15 protein-coding genes, 1 tRNA gene and 1 pseudogene are annotated in these 16,199 nt (G+C 47.8%); 7 read left to right on the top strand and 10 right to left on the bottom strand.

Features of this window, described 5'->3' with window-relative positions:
- The first annotated feature begins 165 nt into the window (after positions 1-165).
- Positions 166-1,470, top strand: a complete 1,305-nt coding sequence (locus NDA01_RS20590) for a tetratricopeptide repeat protein (protein ID WP_348229425.1) — start codon at positions 166-168, stop codon at positions 1,468-1,470.
- A gap of 55 nt (positions 1,471-1,525) precedes the next feature.
- Here the strand turns inward: NDA01_RS20590 and NDA01_RS20595 are convergent, their stop codons facing one another.
- Together NDA01_RS20595 and NDA01_RS20600 are read right to left on the bottom strand one after the other, a co-directional pair.
- A complete protein-coding gene (locus NDA01_RS20595) occupies positions 1,526-1,972 on the bottom strand; it encodes a pentapeptide repeat-containing protein (protein WP_190437897.1) in 447 nt (148 codons plus the stop codon).
- A 201-nt stretch (positions 1,973-2,173) separates the two neighbouring features.
- Complete coding sequence (locus NDA01_RS20600) at positions 2,174-3,199, bottom strand: ABC transporter permease (protein ID WP_190437895.1); 1,026 nt, start codon at positions 3,197-3,199, stop codon at positions 2,174-2,176.
- 196 nt (positions 3,200-3,395) lie between these two features.
- Between NDA01_RS20600 and NDA01_RS20605 the strand changes: the two genes are divergently transcribed.
- Positions 3,396-4,190: a glycosyltransferase family 2 protein gene (locus NDA01_RS20605; RefSeq protein ID WP_348229426.1), complete on the top strand. Its 795-nt coding sequence runs from the start codon at positions 3,396-3,398 to the stop codon at positions 4,188-4,190.
- Positions 4,191-4,235: 45 nt separating this feature from the next.
- Here NDA01_RS20605 and NDA01_RS20610 read toward each other — a convergent pair whose 3' ends face one another.
- The gene (locus tag NDA01_RS20610; protein WP_348229427.1) at positions 4,236-5,885 is read right to left on the bottom strand and encodes an ABC transporter substrate-binding protein; all 1,650 of its coding nucleotides are present in this window, start codon (positions 5,883-5,885) and stop codon (positions 4,236-4,238) included.
- 275 nt (positions 5,886-6,160) lie between these two features.
- Complete coding sequence (locus NDA01_RS20615; RefSeq protein ID WP_190437888.1) at positions 6,161-7,177, bottom strand: sulfate/molybdate ABC transporter ATP-binding protein; 1,017 nt, start codon at positions 7,175-7,177, stop codon at positions 6,161-6,163.
- A 334-nt stretch (positions 7,178-7,511) separates the two neighbouring features.
- Between NDA01_RS20615 and chlP the strand changes: the two genes are divergently transcribed.
- The 3 genes from chlP (at position 7,512) to NDA01_RS20630 (ending at position 10,309) form a co-directional block, all read left to right on the top strand.
- Entirely contained in the window at positions 7,512-8,735 is a 1,224-nt protein-coding gene (chlP, locus tag NDA01_RS20620; RefSeq protein ID WP_190437885.1) for a geranylgeranyl reductase, read from the top strand.
- A 195-nt stretch (positions 8,736-8,930) separates the two neighbouring features.
- Positions 8,931-9,899 (top strand): hypothetical protein, encoded by a 969-nt coding sequence (locus tag NDA01_RS20625; RefSeq protein WP_348229428.1) that lies wholly within the window; start codon positions 8,931-8,933, stop codon positions 9,897-9,899.
- Between the two features lie 29 nt (positions 9,900-9,928).
- Entirely contained in the window at positions 9,929-10,309 is a 381-nt protein-coding gene (locus NDA01_RS20630; protein ID WP_348229429.1) for a hypothetical protein, read from the top strand.
- 133 nt (positions 10,310-10,442) lie between these two features.
- On the opposite strand, the gene NDA01_RS20635 is transcribed toward NDA01_RS20630, so the two are convergent.
- A complete protein-coding gene (locus tag NDA01_RS20635; RefSeq protein WP_190438593.1) occupies positions 10,443-11,183 on the bottom strand; it encodes a response regulator transcription factor in 741 nt (246 codons plus the stop codon).
- Between the two features lie 269 nt (positions 11,184-11,452).
- On the opposite strand from NDA01_RS20635, the gene NDA01_RS20640 reads away from it, so the two are divergent.
- The gene (locus tag NDA01_RS20640; protein ID WP_348229430.1) at positions 11,453-12,652 is read left to right on the top strand and encodes a glycosyltransferase family 2 protein; all 1,200 of its coding nucleotides are present in this window, start codon (positions 11,453-11,455) and stop codon (positions 12,650-12,652) included.
- A gap of 30 nt (positions 12,653-12,682) precedes the next feature.
- Here NDA01_RS20640 and NDA01_RS20645 read toward each other — a convergent pair whose 3' ends face one another.
- The 5 genes from NDA01_RS20645 to NDA01_RS20665 form a co-directional block, all read right to left on the bottom strand.
- A complete protein-coding gene (locus NDA01_RS20645; protein WP_348229431.1) occupies positions 12,683-13,864 on the bottom strand; it encodes an aminotransferase class V-fold PLP-dependent enzyme in 1,182 nt (393 codons plus the stop codon).
- 27 nt (positions 13,865-13,891) lie between these two features.
- Positions 13,892-13,963: transfer RNA gene (locus tag NDA01_RS20650), tRNA-Asn, on the bottom strand.
- An 80-nt stretch (positions 13,964-14,043) separates the two neighbouring features.
- Positions 14,044-14,613 carry an NYN domain-containing protein gene (locus NDA01_RS20655; protein ID WP_190437874.1) on the bottom strand — a complete coding sequence of 190 codons (570 nt, stop codon included), beginning with the start codon at positions 14,611-14,613 and terminating at the stop codon, positions 14,044-14,046.
- 140 nt (positions 14,614-14,753) lie between these two features.
- Positions 14,754-15,476: an energy-coupling factor ABC transporter ATP-binding protein gene (locus NDA01_RS20660; RefSeq protein ID WP_190437872.1), complete on the bottom strand. Its 723-nt coding sequence runs from the start codon at positions 15,474-15,476 to the stop codon at positions 14,754-14,756.
- The gene (locus NDA01_RS20665) at positions 15,473-15,736 is read right to left on the bottom strand and encodes a UPF0367 protein family (protein ID WP_190437869.1); all 264 of its coding nucleotides are present in this window, start codon (positions 15,734-15,736) and stop codon (positions 15,473-15,475) included. The genes NDA01_RS20660 and NDA01_RS20665 overlap by 4 nt, the downstream gene beginning before the upstream one ends.
- A 350-nt stretch (positions 15,737-16,086) precedes the next feature.
- Here NDA01_RS20665 and NDA01_RS20670 point away from each other — a divergent pair.
- Positions 16,087-16,199, top strand: a pseudogene (locus tag NDA01_RS20670) (photosystem II D2 protein (photosystem q(a) protein)); the annotation flags it as partial.

A 16,199-nucleotide genomic window follows, 5' to 3' on the forward strand; every position in this document is an offset into this window, starting at 1 on the left:
AAAAATTCCTACAGTTTACCTAAAGATAGCTGAATTTAACCACGCTAAATTTAGCTGTCTCCAGATTGAATCAAGTGCCAAAGCTGAAACTTTCAGGCCAAAATTAGATTCTGCTCTTTATATAGATGCGTGCTTTAACTTAGGATGCGGCAACACAATTCAGCCATGACTTTACCCTTCAGTTTCCTCAAGCGGTTAGCCAGCCTTACTGTATGGCTGCGATCGCCACAACTATTGCAGCGTGGCAGCATCATTGCAGCTCTAATTGTGCTTGGTCTGAGTAGCTATGCCCCCAGTGTCGCCGCCAAGAAAGCGACCCAGCCTGATGAATTTCCGCCGAATCCTTTGGAACTGAAACTTGCCGATCCTTTGTTACCCACAGCCACGAGCGATCGCCCCCTTACGCCTCAGGAGCAGCAAACCCTAAGGACAGCCTTGGATGAACTTAACGCTCAAGCCACTGCGCAATTCCGCTCAGGACAACTAGAAAGCGCTTTTGAAATCTGGTACCGAGAGTTACGCCTGCGACGAGCGTTGGGTTTATTGGAAGAAGTAGCAGCGTTGAACCGAGTGGGTAGCATAGCTTGGGAAGAGAACCGCACCACCGATGTCAGACAAATTTCTGAGCGACTGCAAGCCATTCAACAGCAAGCTCAATCTTCTAATAACTTGGAACTTTTGCGATCGCTGGGGCAAGCTTATCAGCAGCTGCGAGCGAAAGATTTAGCCGTGGCTGTGTACGAACAAACTTTGGCGATCGTGCACCAGCAGCAAGACTTAGCGGCAGAAGCTAGTACCCTCGATACTATTGGTCAGCTTCACGTCAACTGGTTTTCCTACAACAATGCAGCTACTACCTATCAACAACTCCTGACTTTGGTTCGCAATCGAGGAACCCTCCCAGGAGCCACTCCTAGCCGAACCTTGACTGAAACTAGCCTACTCCAACAGCTTGCCTACATCTACGAACAAGGCAAACAACCAGAGCCCGCGATCGCTGTTCAGCAAGAACTGATTAATCTTTACCAAGCTCAAGATGCCACTCAAGTACCCAGATTAAAGCTGGCGATCGCTGCCAATTATCAAGCTCTAGGGCAACTTAATCAAGCCATAGAAAACTATCAAGCCACTTATCTTCTAGCCCAATCCCTACAACAATTCGCTCATGCCAGCGAAGCTTTGAAACGTTTGGGCGAACTTTACCAAGCGCAAAATGAGCTAGACAAAGCCCTACGTATCTATGGGTTTTTAGTAGATGTAGAAGCCCAGTCCTACAATGTCTACGGCAGAATGAATGCTTACGACAAGTTGGGCCAAATTCACACAGCTCGTAAAGAATACGCCCAAGCAGTTGCGGCCTTCCAGCAAGGTCTCACCCTAGCTCAGCAACTTAACCACCAGCAAGATTATTTCACTAAGCAAATCGAGCTAGCTAATCAGCCTCAACCTGAATCACAAACGAATCCGTAAGGCTAAGGCATGAGGAACTAGGGTTGGCAAACGACTAACCTGATTGAGGTTCGCCTTATTCACCACCAATGTTGAGGTTGGTGCCAAAGAGCTGCGTACCAGCTAAGTTGGCTCCATTAATCGTGGCACCTTGCATGTTGGCGTGATGGAGCTGAGCACTGGCAAGGTTCGCGAGATTCAAATTGGCTTGGTCAAAGACAGCATCACTAGCAAAGGCTCCTGCCAAGTTAGCTCCTTGCAAATTAGCGCCTGTGAGGTCAGACCCTTCCAAATTGGCACGGTTCAGCAATGCCCCTTGTAAGTTTGCACCTCTTAGGTCAGCGCCTAGTAGATGAGCACCTGTCAAATTGGCGCCTCTCAAGTCAGCACCCGTGAGATTACACCCACTGCAAACTTTGGTGCTTAGGAGTTGCTTAACATGGTCAGGGTCTTCAGCTTGGGCTGGCATAGCCATCCACAAAGTTGTCAATAATGCAGTGGCTGCTAACAGTTCTCGTTTCATATTCCTTGCCTCCAAGGAACGCTTGGCTCTATATCTAATCTCGCTTAACTGCCAAACTCTTGCCTCCTGCAACAGGACGAGCTGCAAGGGTGAAATTACTGCGATCTCGGCCTGGCAGAATGATGTTTCTACCTACTTCAGTTGTAAATCTAATTCGACTTAGTTCAGCCATTTGAGGGAGATTCTTAACTCAGACGAACCCTAGTAGCGAATCCGAGGATCAACATAGGCATTTAAGAGATCGATCGCGATACTAGCCAAGACAACGATCGCCGCAAAAAATACCACAATGCCTTGCACTGTAGGATAATCTCGCTGATTGATCGCCTCGTACAAGCGGTTGGCTAACCCTGGCCAAGAGAACGTCACTTCTGTCAAAATGGCACCCCCTAGCATCGCGGCGAGAGTCAATCCTAAGACTGTAATCACAGGAATCAAGGCATTTTTGAGGGCATGCGACCACAAAACTTTGCCTTCAGAAATCCCCCTAGCTCTGGCAGCTTCTACATAATCCGCCTTCAGGGTTTGCTTGAGATTCACTCGCACCATCCGCTCAAAAATGCCACTGAGTAAAATTCCTAAGGTGAGGCAAGGCAAAGTGAGATAGTAAAGCGCAACTCCAAACTGCGCGAGGTTGCCACTGAGAAGACTGTCCACCGTGTAGAGCCCAGTTGGCCCTTGTGGTACTGGTACCGTGATTGGAAAACGGCTCCCAATCGGAAACCAACGGAGTTGCACTGCAAAAATAAGTTGCAACAACATGCCTGCCCAGAACAGGGGCACCGAATAAGTAATGATGCCGAACAACCGCCCACCCGCATCAAACACAGTATCTGGCTTGGAAGCTGAGAGAATGCCAACGCTGACGCCAACTAGCAACGCGATCGCCATGCTAAAGACCGCTAACTCCACCGTGGCGGGGAAATAAGCTTGAATGATTTCCCATACCGATTGGCCTCGGACAGTTAACGAAGTGCCCAGATCTAGACGTAGCAAATCGCCCAAGTAGTTGAGATACTGCTGCCAAAGAGGCAAATCCAACCCTAACTGTTGCCGTAAGGCTACTTTTGCGGCCTCTGGTGCTCTTGGCCCCAAAATCACATCTACGGCATCACCAGGAGTAGCCCGTAGCAACAGAAACACAACTGTAGTGATGGTCCAGAGCATCAAAGGAGCTAAAAACAAACGAGCAACAACGTAATATTGCAGCGCTTTCGAGCGAGACATAGAGATTTAGTACTAAGTACCAGAGTTTTGTGGGTTGATACTGAACATAAATCGAGAATGTAACAAGGGCAACTAAACTTTTTAAATGGTTTGCTCTTTAATAATCAGTATCGCTGCCTAAAAATTACAGTTAACAAGCAGAAAGCTGACACCGGGTGCTGGTTTTAAGAGATGCCACTTAGAAAACTAAGTTCTTATGCTTGTTTTTGTTGTTCCTCTCAAAAGTTCAAGCGTTTCTAATTCGTGGGAAAGAGTTTCTCAGCTTTTTGAAAGATGTATAAAATCAATCTGCAACCAAACATCACCTAACTTCAAAGTGGTGATTGCTTGCCATGAGATCCCTGACATTAAGTTTAGCCATAGTAGCATTGAATATGTGCCAGTAAGCTTTGATCCACCCAGATTGGATGTTTTGGATGACAAACTTCGAGATAAGCTACAAAAGGTTTCATTTGGGTTGACCTTCGCCGAGAAATTTGACCCTTCACACACCATGCTTGTAGATGCTGATGATTGTGTGAGCAAACACTTGGCAGCTTTTGTGAGCCAGAATCCTCAAGCTAACGGATGGTTTATCAATCAAGGTTACGAGTATGAAAATGGGAGCCGATTAATCTATCGAAATCGCAGTAGCTTCCATCTTAAATGTGGCACTTCAAATATTATTAAATACAGTGCCTATAAGCCATCAAAGTTTTCTGGAGAGATTAAAGATCAAGCCTACTGGATTGGGCATAGAAATGTAGAGAAATCCATGAAAAAAAGAAATATGCCTATTGACCCTCTGCCGTTTTCTGGAGCAATCTACAATGTCTTCAATGGAGAAAACATTTATTATCAGAAAAATCTAAGCGATCCCAACAACCCTAGAAAAGCTCACAATTCTGATAGCTTTTTCCTGCGTAGTACCAAGCGAGCAGGCAAGCTACTAGCATCTCAATTGTTAACAAACTCAATTCGCGACGAATTTGGTTTGTATCCAATCCATTAGTCTTGCTAGTAGCTTGAACTAGGGTAAAACAATTAACTAACGGAATTATCCTTTTTTAAGGGAGCTAAACGGAACTTTTTGGGTTGCTTCTAGACGGGCTCCTGAGATGCCTTTTTGAACAAATAGGTACTCTTTATTTTGCCAAAGGGGAATAAAGGGTACGTCCTTCACCAAAAGCTCTTGAATTTCTCCAAAGATTTTTTGGCGGGCCTGGGGATTTCGTTCTTGGCGCTCTTGGTCAATTAGTTGATTGATGCGATCGCTGTAGTAGAAAGAGCCTTGACCTTTACTAGCACCCTCTTGGCAACCTGTGGTTTCTGAGCCTTTAGCACAAGCTAAAAAGGGCTGAATATAGTTATCTGCATCCAAAAAGTCAGGGGCCCAGTCCAAAATAAACATCGGATAAGCGCCTTTATCCAAGTTTTGGTAAGCAGTCGCCGACTCTACACTTTTTAGGTCAATCGTCATGGCTCCACCCAGTTTTTGGGCAGCTAAAGCCTTGAGGGTGGTAGCAACCAACTCATTGCTGGTCAGGTTAGAACGATACCAAAGTTCTAGTTGCAGCGGCTTGTCTTTGGAGTACCCTGCCTTTGTCAACAACTCCTGAACTTTTGCAATATTGCCATCTCCATAAGCCTGTTGAAACACAGGGCTGTAGGAATCTAAGGTGGTAGGAATCAAACTGTAAAGCGGCTCTACCTGCCCTTGAAACACCCGTTGTTGCAGAAGCGGGCGATCAATTAGGGCGGCGATCGCTTGTCTGACCAAGGCTTGATCCAGCGGTTTATCTTGCAAGTTCAAAGTTAGGTAGTAAATGCCATCCCCTCGGCCTTCAATCACCTGCCAACCCGATCGCTGTGCCCCCTGTTGCAAACTCCGGACCTGATCTAAGTCCAGGTTTTGGTAGGCAACATCCACGGATCCTGTCTGAAAGGCGTTATATAAATTGGCTGGACTCGAAAGATTCTGGATATCTACGCCTTGATTCGCAGGCTTTTCACCCCAATACTGGTCAAATACATCCAGCTTCAAAGAATCGGTGCCGTACTGAGCCAATTTATAAGGTCCAGTCCCAATAAAAGTGGCCGGCTTAAATTTGCCTTGGCCAACCTCGTAAGCTTTTGGGGATACAGCCACCGTCCCTGAGAAGGCCAACAAATTGGGAAAAGCAGCAAAGGGCTTCTTCAGTTGAATGGTTAACTCACTTTCTCCTGTGGCTGTGACTGACTCCACCGTGTCACTAAGCAAAAAGGAAGGCTGTCCCCCATTCTCAATAAAGCGACGCAGCGAGAAAGCCATCGCTTCGGCGTTAAAAGGGGTGCCATCGTGGAAAACCACGCCTTGCCGCAAAGGAATTTTGTAGGTCAGGCCATCTTCACTCACCTGAGGCAGGGCAGTTGCCAGTTGCGGCTTCAGGTTGGTTGTGCCCGCTTCATAGGTGTAGAGGCGATCGCCTAGGTTGTAGAGTAAATTGCCCGCCCAAATATCGTAAGCATCGGCTGGGTCGAGGGTCCGCACTTTGGCAGTCGTCCCTAAAACGATACGATTGCCAGTGCTATTGGCCGCAGGAGAACCAGTTGGCTGAGTGGCTTGTCGAGAAGCACAACTGATGGCGAGAAAGCAACACAAACTGAACAGACCCAAAAACTTGCCCAGCGATCGCCACTGCTGGACGGACAAACTCAACCAGTTCATAGCGTACGATTCCAAGTTATGAGGCGTAGGATAGGCACCCTAGCACTGCCACTCTCTAGTAGCAATCACTATTAGCCCTCTTAGATTAAAGCCGAAAGTAGGACCATCAGGTGAGGTACTGAGGACCACCACTGCATCCCTTCGCGATCGCCACAGTGAATCAGGAAAGTTTCGGATAGCTTGACTGATTGAACTTAAGCTCAGGCCAGAGCAATTACTTAGGCAATCACTCGGGCAACTATTTGTGCAAACTCAAAGCCTTACAACCGCAAAATCTAGATGGAGTAGTAAATGGGGAACGATTTTGCTTCCTTAGGCTTCACGTAGACCCGCTGCTCAGGTTCCAGGTTCAATTCATTGAAGCGCTCTCGTGTTAGGTGCGCCGTCACCACTTGACCATCATCCAAGGTCAGCTCAGCTTGAACTTCCCAACCCAGGTGAATTAAGCGACTGACTCTGGCAGCTGCCGTCACGCCATTCGGGGACGTTTCAATCAGCACATCCTGAGGCCGCAGGAATACTTCTGGGTGAGCTGAGTCGAAACCATTGTCTTGGAAAATCCGAGAACTACTGGGCAGCACATTGACTGGACCAATAAAACTCATGACAAAGGCGCTAGCAGGATGATCGTAAATCTCGGCGGGTGAGCCCATTTGCTCAACACGGCCCTTATTCATCACCACAATCTCATCTGAGACTTCCATCGCCTCTTCTTGGTCATGAGTAACAAATACTGTCGTCACATGCACTTCATCATGCAGTCGCCGCAGCCAAGCTCGTAAATCTTTCCGTACCTTGGCATCTAGCGCCCCAAAAGGTTCATCTAGCAGTAGCACTTGCGGCTCCACTGCTAACGCCCTTGCTAAAGCAACCCGCTGCCGTTGGCCCCCAGAGAGTTGAGATGGATAGCGATCGCCTAGCCCTCTGAGTTGAACTAGGTCTAGCAGTTCTTCCACCCGATTTGTAATCTTTGACTTGGGAGTTTTGCGAATCTCTAAAGAGAAAGCAATATTTTTCCGGACGGTCAGATGCTTGAACAAGGCATAGTGCTGAAACACGAAGCCAATATTGCGGTCTTGGACACTTTGATAGGTCGCGTCTCTACCCGTCAGCAAAATTTTTCCGCTGTCTGGCGTTTCTAACCCTGCTATCAAGCGCAGTAGTGTGGACTTGCCTGACCCTGATGGCCCCAGCAAAGCCACCAATGAGCCAGTTTTTACTTCCAAGCTCACCTGATCTACCGCTTGAAAGCTACCGAACTGCTTAGATACGTTTTCGACTACAATGCCCATTGCTACTGACCTAGGAAGGGTGAAAGCGACAGGATCAGCGATGAGTCGCGCTTAAAATCCCGGTTCACCGATGAGATTACTGTAGTTTTATACCACGAACTGTATCTAATTCACTTAAATTCTGTACTTGAATTCCGCAGATTACAGATAAGTCTGTTACGAACTAAGGTTTTGCAAAAGCGCTTCGGGGCATGAGTCAAACCACCCAAATACATGTCGGTATATTAAGGTCTGTTGCATTTCAGTCATATCTCTTCTGTTGAGTCTGCTGGAGAGAAAAAGTCCGTGATACCATCTCCTCTTGTAGCCGTAGAAGAGATTGGGAGAAAGACCTTTGGCACTAAGGGTTGCTGTTGTTGGAGGCGGTCCAGCAGGTTCTTCCGCTGCTGAGACATTAGCAAAAGCTGGTATCGAAACTTATTTATTCGAGCGCAAATTAGATAACGCTAAACCCTGCGGTGGAGCCATTCCCCTCTGCATGGTGGAGGAATTTGACCTGCCTCTCAACATCATTGATCGGCAGGTGAGAAAAATGAAAATGATCTCACCGTCCAACGTTGAGGTCAGCATTGGCAGCACGCTTAAGGAAGGCGAATACATTGGCATGTGCCGTCGGGAAGTCCTCGATGGTTTCATGCGCGATCGCGCTGAAAAGCTAGGCGCGAAGCTAATTAATGGCACTGTTCATAAACTTGAGATTCCCAGCAACAACAAGGACCCTTACACGCTGCACTATGCTGACCACTCGGATGGCAGCTTAGAAGGCACTGCTAAGACTTTGCAAGTTGACTTGGTCGTCGGGGCAGATGGGGCCAACTCCCGGATTGCCAAAGCCATTGACGCAGGGGACTACAACTATGCGATCGCCTTCCAAGAGCGGATTCGCTTGCCGGAAGACAAAATGGCTTACTACCAAGACCTCGCAGAAATGTATGTCGGTGACGACGTTTCTACCGATTTCTACGCTTGGGTTTTCCCCAAATACGACCACGTAGCGGTGGGCACGGGCACAATGCACGTGAACAAAGCTGACATCAAGAAGCTGCAAGCAGGGATTCGCGCCCGTGCTGCTAAGCGTCTCGAAGGTGGCGAAATCATCAAGGTAGAAGCTCACCCCATTCCTGAGCACCCCAGACCTCGTCGGGTCGTCGGTCGTGTGGCTCTGGTCGGCGATGCTGCGGGTACTGTCACCAAGTCTTCGGGTGAAGGGATTTACTTCGCGGCGAAGTCCGCTCGGATGTGCGCTGAAGCCATTGTGGAATTTTCTAACCAGGGTCAGCGAATTCCCACCGAAGCTGATTTGAAGGTGTACATCAAGCGTTGGGATAAAATGTACGGCCTCACCTATAAGGTGTTGGACATTTTACAATCTGTCTTCTATCGCTCAGATGCGACCCGTGAAGCGTTTGTAGAAATGTGCGCCGACATGGATGTGCAGAAGCTCACATTCGACAGCTACCTCTACAAAACTGTGGTGCCTGCCAATCCCTTGGTACAACTCAAAATCACGGCTAAAACGATTGGTAGCTTGCTGCGCGGTAACGCCCTCGCTCCCTAACTGATTTAGCACTAAGTTTCTCAATTCGCAATTACTCCAATCGCGATCGCTTGACTAAAAAGTCGGGCGATCGTTTTTTATTGCTCTTGAAATCCTCACAACTCATTCACTACGTCCTCATCATTTGCAGGCTAGAGTCCTACTCATCAAGGGCAGTCTAACCAAAGCATTTATTTACTTTCTGGAGAACTTAGCATGATTCCCCTTATCCTCGGCGCTGTTGCATTAGGGAGTGCGGCTTATGGAGCTTTGAAGGGTACTGAAGGCGTTAGCAATATGAGCGAGGCCAGTAAAATCGAGGAGAAGGCTCAAAAACGTCACAAGTTTGCAGTTGAACAGTTAAAACAGGACGGAGAAGCCACTAATAAGCTTGCGGAAGAGTATGGGCAGCTTCAACTTGATGTAATGATGCGAACGATTGGCCGTTTTGTCGCCTTTATTGAACGTAGTGGTCAACAAGCATCCCAAGCTAATAAAGAATTTTTGGAAGGATTAGAAATTTCTGTTCAGCAAATTGAAGAGTATAAAACCGCAGCTTTAGAAGCTCAACAATTTTTTCAGGGCGGTGCAAAGGCAGTCGGAGCCGCTGCCGCTGGTTATGGAGGTGCGATGGGATTAGCTACCTCTGTAGGTGTGGCCAGCACTGGAACTCTCATAGGTAGCCTAAGTGGAGCTGCCGCTTGGAACGCGACTTTGGCTTGGCTAGGTGGCGGGTCACTAGCTGCCGGAGGCGGTGGAATGGCTTTAGGTTCTATGGTTTTAGGAGGTATTACCGTTGGCCCAGCCGTATTAATTGGCGGTTTTGTACTTGCTGGTGAAGGAGAAAAGGCTTTAACCAAAGCCAGAGAGTATGAAGCTGAAGCCAATGCTGCTATTGCTAAAATTCATGCTGCAAAAGCATTTATGGGACAGGTAAATCAACGCATTAATGAGCTAAGCAAGTTAGTCTGCACTTTAAACGATCAAGCTGTTTTAGGTCTCAACGAGCTTGAATCTTACAAATTATTTAACACGGCTAGGGATGCCCATAAATTCCAGCAAGTTGCACTGCTGATAAGAGCACTTGTGGAAATTATGAAGACACCCGTCTTAGATAGCCAGGGGCACTTAAACCCTAGCAGCATTAGCATTCAAGCCAAGTACTGCAACTTAAGAAATCAGTAAGTATATCCTTAAATCGAACGGTGCCAGAGATGTTTACACAAATCATTAGTCCTGCTGAATATTTGCAGCAAATCCTATCGGCCTATGCTGAATGCACTCAAATTACCGAAGAGGAGAGAACTAAACGCAGAGAAATTGAAGCTAACGAGAAAGCAACGATCGCTAAAATCAATGCTCAACGCGATTTGCTTATGGCTTATCTCGATCGCTCCTTTGATGAACGAGTAGAAAATTTTCGTTCTTTGTTCGAGGTTGTAGATCAAGCGATCGCCAACCAAAATAATGAGCAGTTAGCGATCGCCTTATCCTCAATTGTCGAGATTGCGAAATCTTGTCCCTTCAAAGATTTGGCTAACTTAACTTCTGTTCGCGCATCTTTAAACGATCTCAATCATGTGTGGGAGTTTTAGAGAGGCACACAATTAAAGGTCAAGTTTGAGCGATCGCGCCAAAAAACAACTAGCCTGCATTCAACGAGTGAAGAGAAGCGATCGCAGGCTGAGCTGTTATCAGTGGCAGAATAATTTTTAGAACTGAGGGGAATTACTCGACCAACAGTTCCTCTGAATTTTCTGACTTTTCATTACCGGGTAGCTCTAAGCAATAGCCTGCACCATAGACAGTTTTGATATAGCGCGGATGCCGAGGGTCGGGTTCCAGCTTGGTTCTCAGGTGTCTCACATGCACCCGAATCGTTTCAATGTCATCATCTGGGTCATAGCCCCAAACTTCCTTGAGGATTTCGCTGGGAGAAACCGTCTGCCCGTGCCGCTGCAACAAACAATGTAATAGTTCAAATTCTAGATGGGTTAACTTGACGGTGTGGTCAAACCAAATCGCTTCAAACCGCTCCGGTACAAGGGTAAGAGGGCCATAGTTAAGAATCTCACTGTGCTTAGCAGCTTGGGGAATGCGATCGGTCCGACGGAGCAAGGCCCGCACCCTTGCCAGCATTTCTTCCAGCTCAAATGGCTTCGTCAGGTAATCATCGGCCCCTGCATTAAAGCCCTCTACCTTGTCCTGAGTTTGGCTCAAAGCAGTCAGCATCAGCACTGGAATATCAGCAGTGCGTTCATCTCGGCGCAACCGCTGACACACTGTAAACCCGTCTACCTTAGGCAGCATCAGGTCCAGCATGATTAAATCTGGCTGCAATTGCAGAGCTATAGCTTGACCTTTAATGCCATCCGGCGCTTGGCTGACGTCATACCCAGCCATTTCTAGGTTGACTGCCACTAGCTCTGAAATCGCAGGATCGTCATCAATAACAAGTATCCGGGGCATCATTAAGAAGTCTTCTCTACAGTAATTTTTTAAGGTTCCATACGAACCACTTGAGGAATGCGAAGATTCCTGTACAGATTATAAGCAAGGATTCTAAATCCTTCCTAAAGGATGATGTAAGTTCTTCTCAACAATTATTTTTAGAGTGAATTTCGCACTTTAGCTGCATATCTCAGCTCGGCGCGGCTTAATCCTAAATTTTCCTTAAATTCGCGATAACTAAGATGAAATGATAGGTGAGCGCCTTTTAAGTAGGTAAAACATTGATATTGTCAGCGCTGCTACTCCTATCTTTGGTAGGAATTATTCTTTTTTCATCGAAATTTCGGCAATCAGTTGAGGCTGCGCCAAAGCTCTCAGTTCTATCAACCGACACGATCGCTACTGAGCAACTACCGCGCCTCTCGGTGATTATTCCAGCCTATAACGAGGCAGAAAACATCCAGGACTGCGTTACAGCAGTGCTAAACAGCACTCAGATGACCCCAGAGCAATTTGAACTGTGGGTAGTGGATGACCAATCTTCCGATAATACGCTTGCGATCGCTCAATCTCTACAACTAAGTCTGGGTGATCCCCGGCTTAAAGTTTTAGTGGGGCAGCCTCGGCCAAATGGGGAAGTGTGGGCTGGCAAAAACTGGGCTTGCACTCAAGGCGTTGAGCAGGCAAGCGGAGACTTTTTATTATTCATTGATGCTGATACTCGCTTGCAGCCAAACGGCATCGAGACAGCCCTCCAAGCCGCGGTTCAAGAGCAGACTGACTTGTTAAGTTGTGGTCCTGGTTTAATCTGTGGTTGCTTAGCAGAATGGCTGGTGCAACCCTTAATGTTTAACCAACTCATTGCTGCTTTTAACTTCGCTGAGGTCAACGATCCAGCCGCGACAGCAGCATTTGCAGCGGGGCCATTCATGTTGTTTCGTCGTACGGCTTACGAGCAGCTTGGTGGCCATCGAGCAGTGGCAAATCAAATCGTTGAGGATGTGGAGCTGGCTCGACTGACCAAACGAAGTGGGCTAAAGCTGCAATATGTGATTGGTACCAATATCGTCAAAGTGCGGATGTATCGCTCTTGGGCAGCTTTGTGGGAAGGCTGGACCAAGAATTTGTATTTAGGAGCGCACCGTAGCGTTGGGTTGATGCTGTATCTGGCTTTGATTGTTCTAGTGGTTTACTCACTACCCTGGCTAGGACTCGCGACCGCCCTTTACCAAGCCTGGAGTGCCCCCTACACTTGGCTCCCTTATGTAGATATTGGTTTAGCCCTCATCATTATTGCGCTCCAGTATCAGTTACGGCGCATTGGTAGCCAAGTCTCGGGCAGCTCGACCCAGTATTGGTGGCTCAGCGGGGTGGGCGGTGCTTTAGTGGCCGCGATCGCCATTGGCTCAATTATTAAGACCGAAACAGGCTGGGGCTGGACCTGGCGAGGTCGCGTATTGCAGTTGCCCGAAGAACCTATTTCTTAAACTTTTCCTTTGCCAAAGGCTGCTGTCCTTTTATCCTGCTTCTGCTGCTAGCAACTTTACTAGCGCCTGAGCCAAATATTCATATTGCGACACTGTGTTGTAAATCTGCGCGGCTACCCGGACTAAGCGCTTTTGTCCCCCAGGCCAAGGCACAATGGGCACTTCGATGCCGTATTGGTTAAGGAGAGAGGTTTGCAACGCCTGGTAAGAGCCATCCGGTAGCGGCACCACAGCTAAAGCCGCAATCATTTCATCGGGGCATGGGGGCGAGACGTTTAGGGCTTCACACAAAACCTTTCTAGCTGCTAGAGCCTTGGCACGATTTCGCGCCATCAATTCTGGCCATCCTCCAGGCAGCAATCCCCCCAGGAATTCGATCGCTGTGGGTACAGACAGATAGGCACTCGGATCGTAGGTACCAGGCCAGTCAAATTCCAAACGAAACCGCGATCGATCGGTGCGGGGAGAGTTGGCTCCGTGGCTGATAGTCAAAGGACGAATTTGGGCTTGGCGATCGCGCTGTACATAGAGAAAAGCGGCTCCCTTGGGCGCACACAACCATTTGTGGCAATTCCCGGTATAGTACGTAGCCCCAATCGTAGGCAAACTCAGTGGTATGGTTCCTGGCGCATGCGCCCCGTCTATGAGAGTATCGATCCCCCGTTGGCTCAATTCTCTGACTAACGCCTGAATCGGCATCACCAAGCCTGTTTGACTGGTCACATGATCTAGTAGCGCTAGCCGGGTTTTAGGCGAAATCTTAGCAACAACTGCTTCAATCACTTGCTGCGGTGATTGGATAGGCAAAGGAATTTCCGCCACTACTACCTGAGCGCCAGAACGAGCGGCGACAAAATCTAAGGCATTGCGGCAAGCATTGTACTCGTGGTTTGTCGTTAGCAGCTCATCGTCAGGCGTGAAATGAAGCGATCGCAAAACTGTGTTGATGCCTGTCGTAGCGTTCGACACAAACACCAGATCTAATGGGTCTGCGCCAACAAACTCAGCTAATACCTGCCGAACCGAATCCAGTAAACCTTCTAGATCTTGAGCCAGGAACCGCAGCGGCTGTTGCTCCAAGCGCAAGCGAAATTGCTGTTGGACTTCTAGGACTGGTTTTGGGCAAGCCCCAAAGGCTCCATGATTCAGAAAGGTAACATCCGGCTCTAACCACCAGAACTTAGACCAATCTTTGTCAGGCTCAGGTCTCACCTAATGTAGATCCTATCTTTGATTAAACTCCCCAGGCAGGACTCGAACCTGCGACCAATCGGTTAACAGCCGACCGCTCTACCACTGAGCTACTGAGGAACGTTTCAGCGCGCGAAACCTATAATAACCAGACTCGTCCTGTCTTTGCAACCCCTTTTGAAAACTTTTTTTGGGGAAATTTAGTATTTTCTGAATTTTTTCGGTTTCACACCCATGCGTAGCTCTGCCAAACGCTGTTGAGCAGCGGGATCGAGGGAATTAGCCAAAAACCGCTGAGGCGATCGCTGAGTGTTACGTTGCTTGCGATGGATGCGACGGGCAGCCGTCTCCACCTCAAAAGCTAACTGTTGCGACGACATCCATTCGGCTCCATACCCAACCACTGTCAACTGTTGAGCCCGATCAGAAGTCGCTACAATCAGTCGACTATGAAATTTACGAATATCATGACGAAACAAGGCACAAGCTCTTTCGATAAAAGTATCTGCCGTCTGACCAAAATCTGTGTAGTGAACAGATAAATTTTGGGTGACAATTTCGCAGTTACTGGCGGTATCGCGATATTGAGCGTCGAAGACAACTTGGGTGTCGTAGCCTTGAAAAGCGCTGTAGTTCGTTAAAGCTTCAATCAGTTTCCATCTGGCCGCCTCTAAGCCATCACAATCACGCGCTTGTTTCAGCTCAGGCCAAGTTCCGACTACGTTGTAGCCATCCACTAATAAAACAGCCTGTAGCAAAGAGCGGGGCATTGTTGAAAAAAGTTTTAGGTTTGCATAACTATATAGTCCGTACTGCCAATCATGGCATTTTTTGTTGCGTTCTGTTGCAAAAACGGCGACAGAATCACTCCTATCGCCGCTGACTATTGATTCATATTTGACCAGCAAAACTAATTGCTGACTCGGTTACTTTCAGAGGCAACTTCCTGAATTTGCATCAGACGCTGCTTGAGGCGCTCTGGCTCACCCGCATCAATCACGCTGCCTTGGTCCAGCAGAAAGGCACCATCACAATAATTTAATTCATCTAGACGATGCGTCACCCACAAAGCGGTTAACCCTCGACTTTTGACCAAGCGTTGCACTTGAATGACTAAATCCAGTTGACTATCTGGATCGAGTAATGCCGTTGGTTCGTCGAGTAGCAATACTTCACAATGCCGGGCGATCGCGCCTGCAATGGCAACCCTTTGTTTTTGTCCACCACTCAAGGCATAGATGGGGCGGCGCTGGAACGCCAACAAATTAACTGCGGTCAAGGCCTCTTCCACCCGTTGACGCACCTGCATCGGCGAAAGCCTTTCTTCTACTAAGCCGAAGGCAACATCAGCTCCAACCGTTGGCATTACCAACTGATGGTCAGGATTTTGAAACACAAAACCCACAGGTTGCGCGGTGCGAATCTCGCCTGACTGAGGGCTGAGTAGACCTGCCAGCAATCTCAGCAAGGTCGATTTTCCACTGCCATTGGTACCCAAAAGCATCCAAAATTCGCCTTCAGGTACTGCTAGCGAGCAACCTTGTAGCACCGTATCCCCTTTCGGCCATTTGAAGACGAGCTGCTCAACAACTACGGCTGCATCCGTTGTTTCGGGCTGAGTAGCTGCGTTCATTCAGCGATCGCAAAGAAACCAGGGGTTTTACCCGAACCTGCACCGGATTTTTCCGAAATCTGGACACCGGAGATTTCGCTGCTGAGCACAGCAATCTTTTTATCTGGCTGACGATCGCAAGACAATTCCAGCACTTGACCACTCCCAGATTTAATTGCGTCCAGCACCTGTCGGTAAGTAGTCTCAGCATCCTCGCTTGACTTGCGCTGGATGGACAGCGTTAGGGGTGTGTTTTTCAGAATCAAATCGATGATGAACATGTAATTCAGAATTTAATGGAAAGTTGACTTCAGTATCTCAACTATAGACAGATTCCGGATTAGGTGAGGTATCAGGGCAATTACAGCTTTTGCCCAGATTTTCTTAGAGGCCAGATTCTGGGCCATCCGGGATGAATAGAGTCCGGATTTAAGAAAAATGGGGATCAGCTCTCAGCAACAGGGGGATGAAATTTCAAAAAGTTACTCATATAATGAAATGCATAGTAAAGAAAAGTAAACTCTACTCACATTTCAACGTTGCTGCTTTCATTTTTTAGATAGGAACTGTTGATTTGTTAGTAAAGTACTTTCTTTAAGTACTCATAACTTAATCTTTGGAGATTTGCGCTATGACCATAGCAATGGGACGCGCGCAGGCAGAGCGGGGGTGGTTCGACGCCCTCGACGACTGGCTGAAACGCGATCGCTTCGTCTTCGTTGGCTGGTCCGGCTTGCTGCTGTT

This window comes from Trichocoleus desertorum AS-A10, assembly GCF_039962155.1.
Taxonomy (GTDB): Bacteria; Cyanobacteriota; Cyanobacteriia; order FACHB-46; family FACHB-46; genus Trichocoleus.